Annotated in this window: 14 protein-coding genes and 1 tRNA gene; 10 read left to right on the forward strand and 5 right to left on the reverse strand. The window is 41.0% G+C overall.

What is annotated here, in order from left to right; translation table 11 throughout:
- Window positions 1-3 precede the first annotated feature (3 nt).
- From HWV58_RS02065 to HWV58_RS02075, 3 genes are all read right to left on the reverse strand, one after another.
- A complete protein-coding gene (locus HWV58_RS02065; protein WP_235972623.1) occupies window positions 4-1,926 on the reverse strand; it encodes a RagB/SusD family nutrient uptake outer membrane protein in 1,923 nt (640 codons plus the stop codon).
- Window position 1,927: 1 nt separating this feature from the next.
- Window positions 1,928-5,131 (reverse strand): SusC/RagA family TonB-linked outer membrane protein, encoded by a 3,204-nt coding sequence (locus HWV58_RS02070; RefSeq protein WP_175632467.1) that lies wholly within the window; start codon window positions 5,129-5,131, stop codon window positions 1,928-1,930.
- 134 nt (window positions 5,132-5,265) lie between these two features.
- Window positions 5,266-6,282 (reverse strand): exo-alpha-sialidase, encoded by a 1,017-nt coding sequence (locus HWV58_RS02075; protein ID WP_235972624.1) that lies wholly within the window; start codon window positions 6,280-6,282, stop codon window positions 5,266-5,268.
- A 148-nt stretch (window positions 6,283-6,430) separates the two neighbouring features.
- Between HWV58_RS02075 and HWV58_RS02080 the strand changes: the two genes are divergently transcribed.
- The 7 genes from HWV58_RS02080 to HWV58_RS02110 all read left to right on the forward strand — a co-directional run bounded on the left by HWV58_RS02080 (window position 6,431) and on the right by HWV58_RS02110 (window position 14,999).
- Window positions 6,431-9,601, forward strand: coding sequence for a ligand-binding sensor domain-containing protein (locus tag HWV58_RS02080; protein ID WP_175632468.1), 3,171 nt, complete (start codon window positions 6,431-6,433; stop codon window positions 9,599-9,601).
- Complete coding sequence (locus tag HWV58_RS02085) at window positions 9,586-10,401, forward strand: response regulator transcription factor (protein WP_175632469.1); 816 nt, start codon at window positions 9,586-9,588, stop codon at window positions 10,399-10,401. Before HWV58_RS02080 ends, HWV58_RS02085 begins: the two co-directional genes overlap by 16 nt.
- A gap of 73 nt (window positions 10,402-10,474) precedes the next feature.
- Window positions 10,475-10,915, forward strand: coding sequence for a DoxX family protein (locus tag HWV58_RS02090; protein WP_235972625.1), 441 nt, complete (start codon window positions 10,475-10,477; stop codon window positions 10,913-10,915).
- Window positions 10,916-11,086: 171 nt separating this feature from the next.
- Window positions 11,087-11,171, forward strand: a tRNA-Ser gene (locus tag HWV58_RS02095).
- A 291-nt stretch (window positions 11,172-11,462) separates the two neighbouring features.
- Window positions 11,463-12,470 carry a type IV toxin-antitoxin system AbiEi family antitoxin gene (locus tag HWV58_RS02100; protein ID WP_175632471.1) on the forward strand — a complete coding sequence of 336 codons (1,008 nt, stop codon included), beginning with the start codon at window positions 11,463-11,465 and terminating at the stop codon, window positions 12,468-12,470.
- Window positions 12,451-13,281 carry a nucleotidyl transferase AbiEii/AbiGii toxin family protein gene (locus tag HWV58_RS02105; RefSeq protein ID WP_175632472.1) on the forward strand — a complete coding sequence of 277 codons (831 nt, stop codon included), beginning with the start codon at window positions 12,451-12,453 and terminating at the stop codon, window positions 13,279-13,281. The genes HWV58_RS02100 and HWV58_RS02105 overlap by 20 nt, the downstream gene beginning before the upstream one ends.
- A gap of 401 nt (window positions 13,282-13,682) precedes the next feature.
- Entirely contained in the window at window positions 13,683-14,999 is a 1,317-nt protein-coding gene (locus tag HWV58_RS02110) for an ATP-binding protein (protein WP_175632473.1), read from the forward strand.
- Window positions 15,000-15,405: 406 nt separating this feature from the next.
- Here the strand turns inward: HWV58_RS02110 and HWV58_RS02115 are convergent, their stop codons facing one another.
- Window positions 15,406-16,179: a LuxR C-terminal-related transcriptional regulator gene (locus HWV58_RS02115; protein ID WP_175632474.1), complete on the reverse strand. Its 774-nt coding sequence runs from the start codon at window positions 16,177-16,179 to the stop codon at window positions 15,406-15,408.
- Between the two features lie 493 nt (window positions 16,180-16,672).
- Here HWV58_RS02115 and HWV58_RS02120 point away from each other — a divergent pair, with 493 nt between their 5' ends.
- Window positions 16,673-17,389, forward strand: a complete 717-nt coding sequence (locus HWV58_RS02120) for a hypothetical protein (RefSeq protein ID WP_175632475.1) — start codon at window positions 16,673-16,675, stop codon at window positions 17,387-17,389.
- Window positions 17,390-17,399: 10 nt separating this feature from the next.
- A complete protein-coding gene (locus HWV58_RS02125; RefSeq protein WP_175632476.1) occupies window positions 17,400-17,816 on the forward strand; it encodes a hypothetical protein in 417 nt (138 codons plus the stop codon).
- Between the two features lie 267 nt (window positions 17,817-18,083).
- Here HWV58_RS02125 and HWV58_RS02130 read toward each other — a convergent pair whose 3' ends face one another.
- Window positions 18,084-19,490 (reverse strand): sialate O-acetylesterase, encoded by a 1,407-nt coding sequence (locus tag HWV58_RS02130; protein ID WP_175632477.1) that lies wholly within the window; start codon window positions 19,488-19,490, stop codon window positions 18,084-18,086.
- Between the two features lie 332 nt (window positions 19,491-19,822).
- Here HWV58_RS02130 and HWV58_RS02135 point away from each other — a divergent pair, with 332 nt between their 5' ends.
- Entirely contained in the window at window positions 19,823-20,464 is a 642-nt protein-coding gene (locus HWV58_RS02135; protein ID WP_175632478.1) for a DNA alkylation repair protein, read from the forward strand.
- The last annotated feature ends 38 nt before the right edge of the window (window positions 20,465-20,502 follow it).

The raw sequence follows: 20,502 nt of genomic DNA on the forward strand, positions 1-20,502 counted from the left end.
TGATTATTGATTAGGGTTTCTGATAATTTTTGGATTACCGTTTAATACATCCTGTCCTATTGAAGAATAATAGTTACCAATGCGGAAACGATGTGCTGCTGTAACGCGGCTGGGTTTAATTACTTTAAAAACATATTTTAAGTGGTTGGCATTGCCCGGGTTGTAATATTTATAAGGCCATAAACCAAAAACCTGGGTGCTGGTACGTGTTGCACTGCCAATATTGGTGGCGTTGGTAAAATCGGCGGCCGACATGTTACTGCCGTTCCACACTTTATCGGCGAGTCTCCAGCGTTTCATATCCCAAAGCTGTTGTCCTTCAAAAGCAAACTCTACTTTACGCTCGTGTACAATCCTATCAAAAGTAATCTGCGCCGGTGTTAAAGCTGTGGTTAATCCTGCACGGTCACGTACCGGTTTAATATAACCTGCTGCTGCACCCAAATCGCCCAATTCAAAAGCGGCTTCGGCTGCGTTTAACAATACTTCGGCATAGCGGTAACGGATCCACCATACATCGCTACGGGTACCAATCTGCCCCGAACCTGTTGCCGGATCTAAATATTTACGCACATAAAATCCCGATTGTGCACTGAATTCCAAACCATCAACAGGTCCGTCTTTTCCCACTACCTGCACCGATGCGGGGTTATCAGGCAAAACTTTATCCTTCGTTTGCCCGAAATTATCGCCGGTAATGATGGTTCCGTTGGCCAACTGGTAACCTGCCCAGATATCAACTGTTTTGCCTTTAAATTGCGTTCCAGGAAGGATTACAGTACCGGATAAACGCGCATCACGGCCAGCAAAGATATCGGTGATATTGGTATAGTAAACCGGATTTCCGCCTGCATCAACCGAAGCCAGTGAAGCATAGCTGTTATCCAGCTTTTCGAAAGACTGAACCAGGTTTAAGGATGGATTTAACCTACCGCCCTGAGCTTCTTCTGCTGAAGAGCGAGGCTGGTTATCGATCGTAAAACCGTGTACTTTGTTGGTTTTCAATTTAAAATCCTTTGCGAAGATAACTTCAGGATTGCTGCCTTTATCAGTAAACAATGCCGCGAAATTATCAGACAGGTTCGGGTTCTTTTGGTAAAGCGAATACTTACCGCCATCGATAATTTGTTTGGCCGCATTTAAGGCTTTAGTAAAATATCCATTGGCTAAAGTTGAAGAAATACCCACTTCACCACCCGGCAAGCTTAACTGTGAATTGCTGTATTTAGCTATTGAACCGGCATATAAAGCGGCCCTGGTTTCCATAGCCAATGCAGCAGCTTTGGTAGCCCTGCTTTTTACGGTTGCATCATCGGGCAATATGGCTTTAACAGCCTCCAGTTCGGCAATTACGAAATCATAAATTTCGGTTTCTTTTGCCCTTGCATATTGCAGGTAGCTTGGGTTGCCGCTGTAATCGTAATCTAAAGGCACAGTGATTAAGGGCACACCGCCCATGCGTTTTACCATTTCGAAATATACACCAGCCCTGATAAAACGTGCTTCGGCCAGAAAACGGTCGCGGTCTGTTGCTTTTAACTGGGTAGATTCCTGCCCACGTTTAATAAACATGTTTAAATCTCTGATAAAACCATAAACACCCATATCCCAGTATCTCCAGGCATCGTAGCCATATTCTAAATTCTGGTGACGGAAATAATCGCCCCCTGCCGAGGCAAAACCCTCGTCGAAATCGGCAAAAAGCCACCACGATTCGATACGCTGAAAATCAGGGTAACGATCGTACAAATCGCCCACTACGGTAAGTACCAGATTGGGGTCTTTCCAAACCGCATCAATGGGCAGGGTACTGGTAGGTTGTTTATCTAAAAATTCTGAATCTTTTTTGCATGACTGGCCAAAACTTAAACAGGCTATGGCAGCAAATGCGTATATATATTTTTTCATCTGACTGGTCTTTTTCATGTTACAACGTTAATTTAATACCGATGTTAAAAAACTTGTTTTGTGGATATTGCAATCCATTATCATCAGCAATTTCGGGGTCTACGCCATAATCTTTCAGGTTGTCGATAGAGAAAAGGTTATATCCGTTTACATATACCCGTGCATTCTGGATCTTGATTTTTTCGGCCCATCTTTTTGGCAGCGTATAACCCAGCTCGAGTGTACGTGCCCTTAAATAGCGTACATTGTGCAACCAGAAAGTAGAATTGCGGTTATTATTACTGTGGTCGCGATCGTTGAAGCGAAGCGCCGGATATTTACCTGCCACCCATGGGCTATTCAGGTTAAAAGGATCGGTACGGTGCCAGCTGTCATCAGCAAAGTTCTGCAACAAGGCTCCACCGTTCTGGAAAGCCCAGCGTTGCTCCCAGTTCTGGTTCCACGAGTACATGGCACCTCCTGAGAAATCTGCTGTAAAATCGAAGTTTTTGTAAGAACCGCCTAAAGTAAAACCGAAGCCAATGTTTGGTTGCCCGGTAGTGGTGTAACCAATAGGTCTTTCGTCTAGACCGTCAATAATTCCATCACCGTTCTGATCTTTGTAAATTAAATCGCCCGGTAATAAAGAACGGTTTCCTTTTCCATCAATATTCACTTTGTAATTATTGATCTCATCAAAGCTCTGGAACTGTCCGGTTACTTCGTAGCCCCAGAATATATTGGTATAGCGATCGGTTCCGTTATTTCTATAATTATCCCACGAGTTTCCGTAACGTGGTTTATATTGTTCCAGGAACTTTCTTCTGCTGATAGAGAAGTTACCGCCCACATTGTAATTAAACTCGCCAATTTTATCGCGGTAATTTAATGAAAACTCACCTCCGTACTGTGCATCACTTTCCAGGTTTTCTCTGGCCAGTGGATAGCCCAGCTCGATTGGTACCACCACATCATTTTTAACGGCCATTAAGCCGGTACGCTTTCTGTAAAAGTAATCGGCTGTTCCCGATAGTTTTCCACCGAACATGTTAAAGTCTAAACCGATATCGGTAATTTTACTCTTAAACCAGGTTAGATTATTGATAATCGGGCCTTTATCTCTCGATGTGGTAATGGTTTTTCCATCCAGAATGGCAGTACCCTGATTGTAGTTGTAACCCGGAATGTAAGCGAAAGGATCGATACCCAGGTCATCATCTCCCAGCACACCATAAGAAGCGCGGAGTTTCAAATCTGTAAGGATATTGCTTTCACCCAAAAGCGATTTCATAAACTGCTCTTGTGTAATTCTCCATCCAATAGATGCGGAAGGGAAATAACCTACCCGTCTGTCAGGTGCAAATTTCCATGAGGCATCTCTACGGCCCGAAAGCTCGAGGTAATATTTATTGTCGTAATTGTAGTTTAACCTGGCTACGTAACCAATACGGGCCTGTTCTTCCTGTATGTCGGCAAAATCCTGTCCGTCCATATCGGCAAACTGCAATACCGGTAAAATATTGGTTTGCGGTACCGCATGCTGGAAGGTGTAGGTTCTGAAACGGTCTAAACGTTCAGCTACCAACACGCCTCCTACGGTATGCTTGCCAAAAGTACTGTTATAATTCGCCTGAATCTGGTAGGTATTGGTGTAAATTTTCTCATTCCTACGCTCACGGTAAGGGTTTGAACTACCTACTTTTTCTTCATAAACAGCAGTTTCAGGGTGGTAAGTGTACACATTATAGGTGTACTCATGTCCGTTGATAATATTGTCGGCAATATAGTAAGAGTAAAGACCTTTTATTTCCAGTCCTTTTATTGGCGTATCGTAACTTGCCGATAAATTGGTTTGCAATACACGCCAATCCGATTTCCAGTAGCCGGTTAAAGCTTTGCTCTGTACGGCAAACTGTTCGGTGTTGTGGCCAATATCATTCGGGTAGTTCGGGTTACCATTGGCATAAGCCTGCTCAGTTGGGCGGTTACGCAATAAGGCAAAACGTGCTGCCCAGTAATCATCGCCACCTGGTACTCCGGGCTGGTCGCGGCTTTCGATACGACCGTTAATTAACATACCTACCTTAAAGCGGTTGGTAATTTTAGCTTCAATATTACTTTGGATATTGGTACGGTTAAATTCGAATTCTCTTGAAGTTCCGTACACCCCTTTCTGATCTAAGCGGGTAGCCGAGAAGTAATAGTTTACCTTATCACTTCCGCCCGATGCACTTAAGTTAACTGAAGTTTGTGGTGCGTTTGGTGCGATAATAATATCTTTCCAATTCTGACTCTGGTAACCATATTCGGTTCCGGCTTTCCATTTATCGAGCTCTGCCTGTGTAATATTTGTTGTACCATTCTGGTTCATTTCAGCAGTTGCCTTACCCAGCATCCACTGATAAGCATCGGTGGTTTCAGGAAAACGCACCCAGTTTTGCCAGCCAGTGTAGGCATCAACACTAAAAGTATTGCGGGTATCGTTTTTACCTCTTTTGGTGGTTACTAAAACTACCCCGTTGGCTGCACGGCTACCATAAATAGCGGCCGATGCATCTTTTAACACACTGATCGATTCGATATCGTTTGGCGAAATGTTATTGAACTGGCCTGCATCCTGCTGGATCCCGTCAATTACATACAATGGGTTACCCATGTTACGGATCTGGATATTGGCCGATGCCCCTGGTCTTCCATCGGGCATACGGAACGATACTCCGGGTAATTTACCTGCAAGCCCGGTACTTACGGTAGAACCGCCATGTACTTTTTCCAGATCTTTGCTGCTGATGGAAGAAATGGCACCGGTAATGGCTTCTTTCTTCTGCGTGTTGTAACCTACCACAATCACTTCCGAAAGATCATTATTGGAAGGCTTAAGTTTAACATTAACCTGCGAACGGCCGGCTAGGGCAACTTCCTGGTTGATATAGCCCACATAAATAAAAATCAGTGTTGCATTTTTATCAGCCACCTGAATTTTATACTTACCATCGCCATCGGTAGTAGCGCCTGTATTGGTACCCTTAATTTTTATACTTGCACCAATAACGGTTTCGCCCTTTTCGTCGGTTACGGTACCGGTAACGGTAGCTTTCTCCTGCGCCCGGAGCTGCAATGAAAGTAAAATCAGGGCAAATGAGGCGAAAATAACTGCTTGTACTTTGCGTTTCAAAAATAACTTTTGAAGCAAGTACCAATCGCGGCAGACTATGCTGCCAGAAGAGTGTAGACTTCTTTTCATAAGAGGTTTAGTAATTTGGTTAGTTTGTGATAAAGGCGTGTACACCATTTATCTATTCAAAGATTGGCTTTTTACACACTGGGTGGGCTGGCACTTTGTATCAATCTTTCTGCAATTTGTCTCGTTTTATCGATTTAGTAAGCTGGCAGATAAAAGTCAAATGGTTTATCGCGGTCGCAAACCAGGGTACCATCTTTAAATTCAAGTTCGGCTACATGTATAGATGTGCGTTTGTTTGAGTACGAAAATGCACCGTCGGCATCAAGCGTACCCTCGAAATGTACTTTTCTTCCCGGATGGGTAAAATAAAAGATATAAGCCTTATTACCGATTACCTGTACATCGGCATGCGCACCTGTAGGTGTATCTTCTAGCCTGTGGCCGGGCACATCGAGCACTAAGCCTTGTTTTTCCCAACTTTTGCCATCTTTAGAGCGGTAAATACGCTGTCCGTGCCACTCGTCGGTAATCATCCAGTACCAGTTGTTAAAAAAGAAAGCTTTTGCACCTTCGTGTGGTGCCCCGCCAATAGCCGGCTCGCTTTGTGCGGTCCAGTGCTGCAAATCATTGCTTTCGGCAGTCATGGTAATGCTGCCTTTCGAACTGTCTTTGTACCACATGTGCCACTTACCATCGGGCATCTTTAACAATGTCGGATCGATAACGTGGTCAGAATTAAGAGAGATAAAACCTTTGTATTTCCATTTCCACAGGTTTTTACTGGTGTAGTGTGCTATTTTTGCCGTACCTCCCCAATGGTTGCGTACCCCCTCAATATAAGCCAGGTACATGTGGTACACCCCTTTTTCATAAATCACATCAGGGGCCCAAAAGGTATTTACACCCGGTTCGAAATCCAGGTCGAGTGCGCCTTTATATACAAAAGTTTTTCCGTTATCGGCACTTGTGGCTACGCCGATATTGGTGCCGTAACAGAAGGCTACGTCGCTGGTTTGGGCATTTGCCCTGCGTTGGGTGTAAAGCATCCACCAGCTTTTTTCAGCATGGTTATACACCATAACCGGATCGGCAGCCCCGTCGTAAACCGGATCGCGGTATAGCGGAGAGGGCGCAATGCGCAGTTGTTGTGCGGTTGCTGAAAGCGATAAAATGAGCAGGATGGATAAACTTAAAGCTTTAATATTTTTCACTTCTGGAATGATTTGGTTAGCAGACTGCAAATAATAGCATTTGCCCCACTGCACAAAACCGATATGTCTCAATCTTTCTACTTATCTGCTCAAATTGTGAAATCAAGGCATTTCTTTAATATATTTGATCCTGCTGACCAAAATTCACTTGAAAAAACTTTTCATCCTTTTTCTGTTTCTGTTTACAGCCAATATACTGCTGGCCCAGCCCTACTATTTCAGGCGATACCAGGTAGAAAACGGCTTATCGAACAACACTGCATTTTGCAGCGTACAAGATGCAAACGGATTTATGTGGTTTGGTACCAAAGATGGCCTCAACCGTTTTGATGGCTATAGCTTTAAAACCTACCGGCACGATGCCGACCAACCGGGCAGCTTGGGTAACGATCTCATTTATGCATTGCATCATGATGATAAAACCCTGTGGGTAGGCACCAACGATGGCGTTTATCAGTACAATCCGTTAAATGAAAGCTTTAGCTCCATTAAGGCTACAAAAGGCATGCGTATTATCGACCTTGGCAGCGATAACAAAGGAAATTTATGGGTGCTCTCCTCGTTCAAAATCTATCTTTACAACAAAAAAAATAAAACCACCACAGCTTTTACCACCAATGCCCCATTCGATGCCTCGTCTGTAGCGGTACTTAAAAACGGGAGCATATGGATCAGCACCGGTCGTGGTACGGTTGAAAAGTACAACCCGCAACACAACAATTTTCAAAGCTTTAACATTAACGGTAAAGATAAAAAGCCCGAATATGGCTGGGTGGCCAAAATTGCCGAAACCACCAAAGGCGAGCTGTTGATTGGTACCACCAACCAGGGCATTAAACTGTTTAACCCGGTTACGCTGCAATCTAAAGATCTGCTGAGGCTAAACAGCGATAAAACGCCCATATTTGTTCGCGACATTAAACAAGTGGCCGGCCACGAATTCTGGATCGGTACCGAATCGGGCATTTATGTGTACAACGATGAAACCGGCCAGATCAACCACATTACCAAACAGTATAACAACGATTATTCGTTAAGTGATAATGCCATTTACACCATTTGTGCCGATCGGGAAGGAGGCGTATGGACGGGCTCCTATTTTGGTGGTGTTAACTACTATTCAAGTCATACCTCATTCTTTACCAAGTATTTCCCTCAAGAAGGCCGCAATGCGATCAGCGGAAGTGATGTAAGGGAAATTACAAAAGATAAGGCAGGCAATTTCTGGATCGGAACAGAAGATGCAGGCTTAAACAAACTCGATAGCCAAACCGGCACCTTTAAACATTTCCTGCCCGATGGGAAAAAGGGTAGCATCGCTTATTCCAATATCCATGGCTTGCTGGTAGATGGCGATAAACTTTGGGTTGGTACTTTTGAGCATGGGTTGGATCTCTTTGACCTGAAAAGTGAAAAGGTTATTAAACATTACCAGGCAGGTGTGGGAAATGCCCTGCGTACCAATTTTATTGTTACTTTTTGCAGAACGCGTGCCGGCGAAATTATTGTCGCCACCATTAACGGCATTTACCGCTACAACCGCAAGAAAGACGATTTTGAACCCATACCCGATTTACCTTTTATTTTTTACGATTCGGTTATCGAAGATCATGCAGGCAATATCTGGGCCGGCAGTTTTAACGATGGTGTGTATTGTTTTAACTTATCGAAACCGGGATTCAAAAATTACCGTAACAAACCCAGCGATCCTGGCAGCTTAAGCCACAATACCGTAAACAGCGTTTTTGAAGATAGCCATAAAAACATCTGGATAACTACCGATGGTGGCGGGATTTGTAAGTTTGATGCCAAAACACAGCAGTTTAAACGCTATGGCAGCAAAAACGGTTTCCCGAGCAATTATCTTTTCCGCATTGCTGAAGATACCAGCCATCAATTCTGGATCAGCAGTACGCGGGGCCTTATCCATTTCGACCCGGCTACAGGCCTGAGTAAAACTTACACCAAGGCGAACGGATTGCTTACCGATCAGTTTAACTACAATTCGGCTTACCAGGATACCGATGGTCGGCTTTATTTCGGAAGCGTAAAAGGACTGGTTAGCTTCAACCCGACCAATTTTAGGACCAACTCTTATGAAACACCTGTTTTTTTAACCGGCTTTCAGGTAAACAGCACCGAAATTGGCGTAAAAGGTGCCGATTCGGTGTTAAACAAATCAATTGTATATACCGATACCATCGATTTAAATTATGACCAGTCTTCGTTCAGCATCGATTTTGCCGCTTTAAGCTACCTCTCTCCGGCCATGACCGAATATGCCTATAAAATGACAGGGCTTTATAAAGACTGGGAATATTTAAAAACAAACAGGAAGGTTTACTTTACCAAACTGGCTCCAGGTAAATATACTTTCGAGGTAAAAGCCATGGTAGAGGGCAGCAACAAATGGAGCAATAAAAATGTAAAGTTGCTGATCAGGATAAAACCACCTTTTTACCTGAGTCCGCTGGCTTATTTTATCTACCTGATTAGTACAGCGGCCATCATCTTGTATCTGGTTCGCCGTTACCACCTTAAAATTGCGCTCAAAAACAGTCGCCGCATGGAAGTTTTTGAACACGAAAAACAAAAGGAAGTGTACCAAGCCAAGATAGAATTTTTCACCAATGTAGCCCACGAAATCCGTACACCACTTACGCTGATTATCGGCCCGATGGAGAAACTGATTAAACAGGCGCATGTGGTGCCCACCATCGAAAAGAACCTTAAAATAATGGGGCGAAATACCGACAGGCTGCTTAAATTAACCAACCAGCTGCTCGATTTCAGGAAAACCGAAACCAGCGATTTCTCGCTCAATTTTGTAAAGGCCAATATCCAGGAGATTCTGAAAGATGTTTTCCTGCAGTTTCAGCCTGCAGCAGAGCAAGAAAATATCAGTTACCGCATTAACCTACCCGATAAACCGCTTCATGCCTATATCGATGTGGAGGCTTTTTATAAAATCATCAGCAACCTGCTCGATAATGCGATTAAATATGGAAAAACTACGGTAGAACTGGTTTTGGAACAGCCTGAGGACGAAGATAAGTTTAAGGTATTGGTAAAAAATGATGGCAGCCGTGTTCCGGTAGAACTTAAGGATAAAATATTTGAGCCCTTTTTCAGAGCCAAAGAAACCGAAATAAAAGCGGGTACGGGTATTGGCCTTTCCATCTCCAAATCCCTGGCCCAGCTGCATAGCGGCGAACTGTATTTTGATTTTAATCATAACGAATTTAATATATTTGTATTGGCGCTCCCCATCCATCAACTCATTGAATTTAACCTGAACGGAAAATGGAAGAAACTGTAACGGCGCCAGCTCTAAAGGAAATAGAAAAATCGGTGGTTTTGCTGGTCGATGACAATGAAGATATCCTCGATTTCATTTCTGACGACCTGGAAGAAAAATACCAGGTACTACAGGCCCGCAACGGCCTGGAAGCGTTAGAAATTTTACACCGCGAAATTGTACAGCTCATTATCAGCGATGTGATGATGCCCGAAATGGATGGTTTCGAACTTTGTGCCAAAATTAAATCTACACTCGAATTCAGCCATATCCCGGTGATTTTGCTCACGGCTAAAAACACGCTGCAATCTAAAATTGAAGGCTTAGAACTTGGTGCCGATGCTTACGTAGAGAAACCCTTCTCGCCCGAATTTTTACAGGTACAGATTTCGAGCCTGATTAAAAACAGGAACAAAATCAAAGAATATTTCTCGAGCTCACCTCTGCTGCATATTAAAAGCATCGCTTATTCTAAGGCCGACGAACTGTTTTTAGAGAAGCTACAGGATACCATCAATAAAAACATCCACAATCAGGATTTGGATGTAGAGCACCTGGCCGAGAAAATGAACATGAGCCGGCCAACCTTGTACCGTAAAATTAAATCGATTTCGAACCTGAGCCCTAATGAACTGATTAACCTGGCCAGATTAAAAAGGGCTGCAGAGTTTTTAAATGAGGGAAATTTAAAAATATATGAGATTTCTGAAATGGTGGGATATAGTTCGCAATCGCACTTTGGACGTAATTTTTCAAAACAGTTTGGCATGTCGCCAACCGACTATCTGAACAGTAAACTGGCGGAGAAAAAGAAATCTTAATACAGTCATTATCAATTTGTTTTGTGCTAGTTTTTACGTAAATTGTTCTAACCAAAATATAGAAGTTATGAACATGCTTAAGAAAATCCAAAACTGGGGTGACCACCACCACCCAAAATGGTTAGACTACTTCAGAATTTTACTCGGACTGGTTTTAATTTGGAAAGGTGTAGATTTTTACATCAACATGCAGGCCTTTAGCAACCTCATGCGTGGCGCATTTTTAGGCACCGCCATCAGCATCAGCTTACTGGCGCATTTAATTATCCTCATGCACATCATCGGCGGCATGGCCATTGCTTTAGGTACCTACACCCGCCTGTTCTGCCTCTTAAATTTACCCATCCTGATCGGCGCGGTTTTCTTCATCAACATTTCGGCCGGTATATTTAAACCCTACTCCGAATTTTGGTTTTCATCAGCCGTACTCTTTGGACTGGTCTGTTTTTTAATTGAAGGAAATGGAATTTTATCTGTCGACAGGGAGAAAACCTACCCAAGCAAGGCGGTTTAAAATAAAAATCACTGCTAAAACTTGCTCAAAACAGCTCATTTTAGGCTGCTAATTCATTTTTTTAAAAAAAATATCGCGGCTAACTAAATGATTAGCAGAACATAAAAAATTAATATCAATAATAAATTATAAAAGGTTTGCAGATTTGCTTCAACTTCGTACTTTTGCAGCGGAGAGCTGGCAGAGTGGTCGAATGCGGCAGTCTTGAAAACTGTTGACTGTAACAGGTCCGGGGGTTCGAATCCCTCGCTCTCCGCAGAATTAAGTTCAAAAAAGTAAAAAAGCCTGTTTATCATATGATAAACAGGCTTTTTTACTTTTCTAGCATAGCCAAAACATGCATAAAATAGCATGGCTTAGGTGAGCAATTCGGGCGCAAAATTCAAAAATGAGAAGTCCGCACCTAAACACTCATAAACTGGGTATTTCGGCAAAAAGGATGTTCATTATCCGTATAAATGCGAAACGCACTTATTAATAAACATTTGGAGTTACCCTTTTTGTTCATTAAATTTGAATGTTCACGTTACGTGAACAAATTGTAACAATGAACAATATAGAGCAAATTACTGAAGCGCTGGCAAGGCTGGAAGAAAATACCGGTTATAAATGCGAGTATAAGCACAAAGGCGAAGAGCTTGATGGAACAGTAGATCTTTTTATCAATAACGAAAAAGAGCATTTTACGGTTGAGTTCAAAAAAGAACTTCGGGATTACCAGTTAGCAAAACTAGTATATTATAACTGCTTACATAAGCCGATTATCGTCATCGCGGAGAGGATCTTTCCTGCAATAAAGGAAAAGCTTCGCAACGAAGGCATAAATTACCTTGATGGTGCCGGAAACGTATATATCCGGACGCCAAGAAATACAATCTGGTTGGATAGTTTTAAACACGAACAACGGGAAAAACCGGTAACTAATCGGGCATTTACAAAGACGGGACTTAAATTGGTCTTCTACCTGATGCTACATAATGAGGCTATAAATATGCCCCAGCGGATGTTAGCCAATGCAACTGGGGTCGCTTTGGGCAATATAAAAAATGTAATCAGCGGCTTAGATGATGCAGGTTATGTGTTGCATGTTGACCAGAAAAGACAGCTCTTGCAGAACAAAAGGACACTGTTGGATAGATGGATTGCAGGGTATGGTGAGACGTTGAAGCCAAGCCTGCATATCGGTAATTTCAAATTGCAGGTAGACCATCCTTTGACAAGTCTTCATAACAATTTAATACGGCCAGGAAAAACGGTGTGGGGTGGAGAGCCTGCAGGTGAATGGCTGACGGATTATCTTAGGCCTCAGATAATGACAATTTACACGGTAGAGAAGAGAAATCAGGTAATGGTGAAATGGAAACTGATTCCAGCGACAACGGGAGAAATCCGGGTTTATGATAAATTCTGGAAAGATGAGGCAGCAGATGTTCATCCCTATGCACCAGAGCTATTAGTGTTTGCTGATCTATTGCTTACCGGAGATCCGAGATGCATAGAAACGGCCAGAATGATTTACGATAAACATTTAAAAGATGAATTTGGAGAATATTAAAGATGGCGAGTTAAAAGAAATTTTTGACATCCTTGAGGAAACTTTTAAAGCGCATGAAATAGATTTTTATATGATCGGGGCCATAGCGAGAAATATCTGGTATGCTATAGGCGATGAAAAATTCCGGACTACAAAGGATGTAGATTTTGCGGTGATGATCAGCATTAAGGAAGATTATCAAAAGGTTAGAGATGAGCTCTTCAAAAAAGGATATCAAGAGAGTAGAACCAATGCATTTGTGGTAATATCACCCAAAGGTTTGCAGGTTGATTTGTTACCCTTCGGAGCCATAGAAATTGATGAAGAAGTTAAGTTTGAAGGTCAGGGGCTGACTAGTATAAAGGTTAACGGTTTCCTGGAGGTATATAGCATGGGCACCGAAAATGTTAAATTGGAAACTGGACACCAGTTTAAGGTAGCTACTCTACCGGCGATAGTGTTGCTCAAATTCATCGCCTATGACGATAGGCCCGAGTTGCGATTCAAGGATGCCCGTGACATCATTAATATAGTGAATCACTATTTTAACCTTCAGAGCGATTTTATTTATGAAAACCATGCGGATCTTTTCGGAGACCAAAATCAAGATATTACATTGGAAGAAATCTCTGCAATGGCAATCGCCAGGGAAATCAAAAAGATGATCAAAGAAAATAAGGTTTTGAGTTTACGTTTGATCCGGATCCTCTCAGAACACCTGGTGCTTGCGGAAGAAAGTGCCTTGATCAGAAACATGGTAGCTGAGTGTGGAAAGGATGTCGAACAGATCGTTGCGATATTGAAGGCCATGCTGAAACAGCTAAAGGATTGAAACATGAGTACAAAAAGTCACCTAATTTTTTTCCTCTTTGTTAAAAAAAATAAAGGTGAGCAATTCGGTGAGTCAATTATCGATTACGGATTTAACCTCATATAGAGGCTGTTTTTAGCCTCAGCTTCGGGCGCCTCGCTCTCCGCAGAGCAATTTAAAGATTTTTGATGAACTTTAGGTATTCTAAATCTCCCCTCATGCTATAAATGTTTTCCTAAAAAAGAAATGGCACCAATGATTAACAATATGTACACCCTCATACTTATCGTACAATTGAAATAATTATAGTATAGCCAAAAATATTAAAATTGTTGCCGAGTCAAGAAGGCTTGCATAACTTTACATAGTTTAATGCCAATTACGTGATTAAAATCACATAATAAGCACTTAAGTTGTGAATTATGCAAATCAAAAGAAGTCTACAGAAAAAATTATCATCCTGGAAAACGGATCCAAACCGTAAACCACTGGTACTTCAAGGTACAAGGCAAGTTGGTAAAACATGGCTATTGAAAAATTTTGGTGCCGCCGAATTTGAGAATGTTGCGTATTTTAATTTTGAGGAACAGCCTGATCTAAAGCATTTTTTTAAAAACACCAAGGACATACAGCGCATTGTACAAAATCTATCCCTAGTCCATGGTTTGCCAATACTACCGCAAAAAACACTAATTATATTTGACGAGATACAGGAATGCAATGAAGCACTGAATACTTTAAAGTATTTTTATGAGAACGCGCCTGAATATGTGGTGGCTAGTGCAGGTTCACTACTTGGGGTTGCGATGTCAAAAGGCAATTCATTTCCGGTAGGGAAAGTTGATTTTTTACAGGTCAACCCGATCAGTTTTTCTGAATTTCTGTCTGCTGATGATCCTCAGCTTTTTGCTTACATAGAGAGTATAGATAGACTGGAGCCTATACCTGACATTTTTTTTAACCCATTGGTGGATAAATTAAAGAAATTTTTTATTTGTGGGGGAATGCCCGAAGCGGTAGTTACACTATTGGAACAACATAATGTAGAAAAAACACAGCAGGTACTGCAAAATATTGTAAATGCATACGCACTTGATTTTTTGAAATATGCAGAAAGTAAGGATGTACCTAAAATTAATCATCTTTGGGCTTCAATCCCTTCACAACTGGCAAGGGATAATAAAAAGTTTCTTTACCAGAGTGTAAGAACAGGTGCACGTTCAAGAGAATATGAAGATGCCTTACTTTGGCTTTCGCATGCCGGTCTGGTGCATAGGGTTTTTAAAATAAGCAAGCCAGGATTACCTATTTCTGCCTATGATGATCTTTCGGCATTTAAACTTTACTTGATTGATGTTGGTTTGTTACGTAGACTTTCACTACTAGACCCTATAGCTGTTAGAGAAGGAAATCGTTTATTTACAGAATTTAAGGGCGCACTGACCGAAAACTATATCTTACAGCACTTAATCAAAAATTTTGAAGTGCAACCTCGATACTGGACTTCTGGAAACCAGGCTGAAGTTGACTTTATTATTCAGATGAAAAATGAAATTATCCCGGTTGAGGTGAAATCTGATGAGAATGTACGTAGTAAAAGTCTTTCGATATATAATGGCCTTTATGAACCGCCAGTGCGGATAAGATATTCGCTAAAGAATCTGAAGAAAGATGATGGGTTAGTTAATATCCCCTTGTTTTTGGTTGACTACACAGAGAAATTACTTACACTTAATTAGCCGTCAATTTGTAACCGACCCTTATTTAATCAAGGTTAGCATTCGGTGATAACATTTAGCCGATAGCCTTGTAAACGGCTTTAAAACGGGTTTTTACCCTTAAACCCGAGAGCTTCGCTCTCTGCACACAAAAACGAAGCCCGACGATAGTTTTTTTTTGTTTTCCAGACTTTTCACTTTCGCACAGGCTCACAAGTTACGGATGTGCATTCCCCCTTCATCGCAGTTTGATAACTTTTAATTAGTTTTTATATTGTTTAAAGAAAATCGGATAATTTAAAGCACTATCTCTCCTTCTACACAACAATTTAAAAATAGCAACTAGCCTGCAACTATCTTTTTTGATAATGGGATTGGTTTGATACATACTGCGAGCACCAAAATCCCCTCGTTCAATTGTACAGAGTTATAGGATGCGGTTGGTTATGCAGTAGGTAATTAGCTCAATACTGTTGGCTACACCTGCCTTCTGGAGAATGTTTCTACGGTGTGTCATGACGGTATGTGGGGATAGAAAAAGGTGATTTGCAATTTCCGGGTTTTTCCAGCCTTTTGAGATCAGCACAATAATTTCTTTCTCCCTTTCGGTGAAGGAAGGTTTTTCACCAGGTTGTAAAGGTGAAATTTCTATCTTCATTTGCCAATAAATCTTGTTCCCGGGCACTTCCATCAAACTCACTATGAAGTTATTTTCCTGTGTGAGTTGGCTGATATCGGTGTGGATGTTGAGTACCAGTTGCATTCCTCCAGCTTCGTTAGTTGTCAGCATTACGGCCTGGTGCTGGAAAAGTCTGTATGTCCCGTCCGCAACCTTACCACGAAAGCAATATGAACTTTTGTACCGAATGTTGCTGTTCATGCTGGTGTTTTGATAAACTTGTTTCAACAGAGCCTGTTCTGCTGCTGCCACGAAATCGATATCTTCAGGATGTATGATATTGATGACATCCTCAAAGCATACTTTTTCTTTTTCGATTCCGAGTATTTCTTTAATATTTCGACTGTTGTAAATTAATTCCCTGCTAGTGAAGTCGACAATATAATGATAGCTTGGACCTGAGGTCAGGATTGAAGCCAAAAGTTCATTAATTTTCAATTGTGGCAGGTTTTCAGCTTTCGAACTAACCCGGGCGAGATGCTTGTCCCATACCTTATAAATTGACGATCGATTTCTACTCATATAGTTTGTAGGACAATGGGGCTTAATTTCTTATAATGCAAATGAGGGAAAAGTCGATCAGCCCTAAAAACATAAGTTTTAAATAGGTTTATGTGTCAAATCCTTACTTAGCTAAAGATAATAAATAATAATAGCCTGAGAGAATTTTCGCCAAAAATGGATTATAGGCAATGGATTAGTGCTGTCCAGGCATTTCTGCTGGCATATTCCCTTGAAAAACAGAAGCCACGCGAACTCAAACGCTTACCTGAATCAGCTAAAAATGAAGTGAAGTTGGCAATCATATTTGTTTAGTGGAAAGGCACGATTTTAACAACCGCCCTGCAATCAAATCCTAAACCACTTAAGCTCTAGCATGTAGCGAATATTCTTATTCAATTGTATTTTTTATCATCAAAAAATATTAGATTCGCCATGCATTTTAATGTCTTATTTTACTCTCATTACCGATCTATTTTCAAAATCATCGTTTCACCAAACTAAATTAACAACCATGAAAAATTTATTAAAGTACCTGCTACTTTTAAACATTGCATTGTTCTCTGTGGCTTGCCGCTCAGATAAGGATGGACTTTTAGAAGAACCGCCAATTACGGTACCCGCCGTATTCTACAAAAACGCAAACGAACTGGCTGCCACTTACGATCCGTCAAACACTGTAGGCCAGGCGATGAGGGATCAGATTTACGATTTATACAAGAAACAAAAGTGGGGCGAACTGGAAACGCTATTTACAACCAACAATTTAAACGGAAAATGGCCGCCTGCAAACGGCGGTTTTAATATAGTAGATGATACACCAATCACGATGGGACAGAAATACGATAGGTACAGTAATTCAATTGGAACCTACAGCGGAACAGGAGCGCCAACTTTGGGAGGAAGTTTTACAAGTCCAATTCTTAACGGATATGTTTATACCTTTGGTCAAAGAGCCCTGAATCAACCGGAAAATGCTTATGATTTTTATTATGAAATCGAAGTTTTAAATAATTCATTAACTTTCAAAGGCCAAACAGCAGACATTATTCCCTGGTTTAATCAGGTGGGTTATGGTAAGCAGACCATGTGGAAAATCCCGATAGATCCGGCAACTGGCTACCAAAAAACCTGGAACAAACTGGCCCAGGAAGGATATATTAAAGTAACAATTAAGAAAAACCCAAGTGGAAAATATCCGGGAGCCGTGGGGGTAGTTATTGCACAATAAAATCATTTAGATGTATTCCATTTCAAAAAAAATAGTCATTGAAAAACAGGTTGCTGTTATCAAAAACACGTTCACTAATGCAGAGATCGGTAACTCAGCAGCAGTAAAATTCAAATGTTGCAACTGTGAACATGAAAATATCGTTAAAATAACACCTTATGAATCAGGCTTCCCGATTTTTCAATTGTACAATAACGAAAAGGTTTTAACTAAAAATGAATTATTAAAAAATAAAATTGTCTCCGAAACCTCCGGAAATCTACTACACTTTGGAGAATTGACCGTAAATGATTTACCAACATTGTACTTTGGAACAGATTGTCCGTCTTGTTATTCAAAATATGTTTGTGTTTTCAGCTATGGTGAAAAACAACCCGGACTTACTTTGCTTACCATTTCCGGCGTATGGAAATATAACGAAGTTTAAGTGAGGATATCTCAAAAATTGCCATTTGCTTATCCACAAAGTGATTTTGCGGATTCAATTTAAAAGTTTCGGAAAAATATTTCCTGAAGCTACATTGGCCATCTAAAGGCAGTATATAATCTGAGTAGAAATACCTTTTGATGATAAGCTAAGGTAATATTGTTTGTCAGACTAAACTGTTTTGTCTCTCCACAGAAAAAAACAAAGCCTGAAATCTTAGGGTTTCAGGCTTTATTTTTTTAAATTAATTATCCTTCGAAAAATTCATTACTTTATTTTACTGGTATCAACTTCCCAATCATCTGTTCTAAAAGGGGCTACAGGTAAACCTGCATTATTAAAAAGATTGCCTATACCGGCATTGCTAAACTGGTAGCGCACAGCCACAGGTGTTTTTACCTTTCCGTCTGAAACAAAAATCCTATTGCCCTTTATTTTAATCTTTGCCGGATAAAAAACCTTATCTGCACCTGCTATAAACATTTCTTTTGGCACCTCGCCCCTTAATACCAGCCCTTCAGCAGCATTATCAAAATCAATTGCAACAACACCCCTATCTATAGTAAAAGATTTTAAAAGCGGGCTTTTATAGCCTATTTTTTTAACACCATAGGTTTCGGCAAGGGCGAGATTGGCCAGGCGCGTACCCACATCTTTTTTGTTAACGGGATGAATATTCAAGGTATCGCTAACCTGATCAGAAATTATGGCCATTCCTGTTTTTGGGATAGAAAGATTTTTAGTTTGAGCTTCTCTTACCAACGCCCCAACATTAAACTTATCATATCTAAAGGGCGCTATCTGTACATAATAAAAAGGGAAATCTTTGCTCCATGCTTTGCGCCAGGCACCAATCATCGTTTCCATCAGGTTGGCATAGCTTGCCGGAGCCTCCCTGTTGCTCTCGCCCTGATACCAGATTACACCTGCAATATTATAATTAACAATGGGTGCAATCATCGCATTATAGGCATATCCGGGGGCTACCGGCCACCAATCGGTTGGACTATTTTTTGTTGCCGCCTCTTTTAATATTTTATTATTTTCTATCAATGTAGCAGGTGTCCAAACTTCTGCCGGTGTACCGCCCCAATTGCTGCCAATAAGCCCAATAGGTACATTCAGGTCTTTGTTGAGCTGTTTACCAAAATAATAGCCCACAGCACTGAACATTTTTAATGTGTTGCTATCGCAAGCAGCCCAATTGCCATTCAAGTCATCCTGCGGCATTGTTGAAGTATTTTTAGGCACATTGAATAACCTGATATTGAGCTTTTTTAACTGATCGAATTCTTCTTTAATGCTTTTAATACCCCGGTTGTAGTCCCATTCCATATTAGATTGCCCGCTGCACACCCACACCTCTCCAATCCATATGTTTTCCAGTACAATCTTATTTTCACCTTGCAGTGTTATCGTATATGGGCCACCAGCCTGCGGGGTCTGTAGATCAATTTTCCACCTGGCATTCCCATCAGCCAAAGTTTCTATATTTTTATTATCCCAGGAGGTAGTAATCTTTATTTTCTCGTTTGGTGAAGCCCAACCCCATAATTTTGTACTTGCTTTTTGTTGGAGTACCATTCCGCTGCCCAGTATATATGGCAGGCGAATTTTGGCACAGAGCGTAAAGCTTAAGCATACAACAGAAAGGAGTAAGAAGTATTTTTTCATTTTCGAAATTTTAATTTTAAGATCATCATCATGGTGAAAATTATCTACTATTATACGACCCTCAATATTTTATCCACTTTGGTAAACCTAAACATCGTATTAAATGCATCTTTATTATTAGGTTTAGGAAATTGCATTGAAGCCAAACAATAAATTTAGCAACCAGTCTGGGCAAAAACTAAAGCTATATTACCAAAAAGTCCATTAATTTTACCACCAATAGCGCTAATTAAGCTGTTCTTACATACGTTGGTACTCCAAAGAAAATTTAAGCTTCGGATCGCATATTAATGCTGTATTTTTAGGTATTTTAAATAATAAAAAGGATCAATATGAAATTCTCTTCAAAAGCAGAAAGTGTTTTGAATCAGATTAACGCCAATACCAAGCTGGGAGACTTAAGGAACATTGCTAAGGATATCAAAAAAGACCATGAGCTGGCCATGGAACTATGGTCTGCCAAAAGTTTTTTACCCAGGCTATTGGCCATCCTGATTATGGACAATAAGCAGATATCACAAGATTTTGTTCATGCGCTTGACAGAGATATGCAGACTCATCCATTGGATGAACGCAATCAGCTAATGGATTGGCTTATGGCCAATCAACTTGTTAAAGACAAGAAAACCATTGCACTTATTGAATCATGGGAGAACAGTCATTCTACACTTCAGAGACGGACATTCTGGTATTACCAGGCGCGTTTAAGATGGATGGGGCAAACATCTCCTGCAAATACGCCCGAGTTATTAGCTAAAATAGAAGCAAATATCACCAAAGAGGCTCCTGAAGTTCAATGGGCGATGAATTTCACTGCTGGCTGGATCGGAATCCATGACAAACAATACCGAAACCGGTGCATTGCCCTCGGAGAACAGACTGGCCTTTATAAAGGCGAAATGGTATCAAAAGGTTGTACCCCCAGTTATTTGCCAGAATTCATTGCCATTGAAAGCAACAAGCGAAATTTATAATCGGGCTTACAACAACTATTCCTGCCTAAATGTTGCCA

The organism is Pedobacter ghigonis (genome assembly GCF_903166585.1).
Taxonomy (GTDB): domain Bacteria; phylum Bacteroidota; class Bacteroidia; order Sphingobacteriales; family Sphingobacteriaceae; genus Pedobacter; species Pedobacter ghigonis.

Coding starts and splice junctions, on each gene's coding strand:
- HWV58_RS02065 (WP_235972623.1), bottom strand. CDS start 1,926: ATGAAAAAGACCAGTCAGATGAAAAAATATATATACGCATTTGCTGCC.
- HWV58_RS02070 (WP_175632467.1), bottom strand. CDS start 5,131: ATGAAAAGAAGTCTACACTCTTCTGGCAGCATAGTCTGCCGCGATTGG.
- HWV58_RS02085 (WP_175632469.1), top strand. CDS start 9,586: ATGGAAGAAACTGTAACGGCGCCAGCTCTAAAGGAAATAGAAAAATCG.
- HWV58_RS02090 (WP_235972625.1), top strand. CDS start 10,475: ATGCTTAAGAAAATCCAAAACTGGGGTGACCACCACCACCCAAAATGG.
- HWV58_RS02100 (WP_175632471.1), top strand. CDS start 11,463: ATGAACAATATAGAGCAAATTACTGAAGCGCTGGCAAGGCTGGAAGAA.
- HWV58_RS02105 (WP_175632472.1), top strand. CDS start 12,451: ATGAATTTGGAGAATATTAAAGATGGCGAGTTAAAAGAAATTTTTGAC.
- HWV58_RS02110 (WP_175632473.1), top strand. CDS start 13,683: ATGCAAATCAAAAGAAGTCTACAGAAAAAATTATCATCCTGGAAAACG.
- HWV58_RS02115 (WP_175632474.1), bottom strand. CDS start 16,179: ATGAGTAGAAATCGATCGTCAATTTATAAGGTATGGGACAAGCATCTC.
- HWV58_RS02120 (WP_175632475.1), top strand. CDS start 16,673: ATGAAAAATTTATTAAAGTACCTGCTACTTTTAAACATTGCATTGTTC.
- HWV58_RS02125 (WP_175632476.1), top strand. CDS start 17,400: ATGTATTCCATTTCAAAAAAAATAGTCATTGAAAAACAGGTTGCTGTT.
- HWV58_RS02130 (WP_175632477.1), bottom strand. CDS start 19,490: ATGAAAAAATACTTCTTACTCCTTTCTGTTGTATGCTTAAGCTTTACG.
- HWV58_RS02135 (WP_175632478.1), top strand. CDS start 19,823: ATGAAATTCTCTTCAAAAGCAGAAAGTGTTTTGAATCAGATTAACGCC.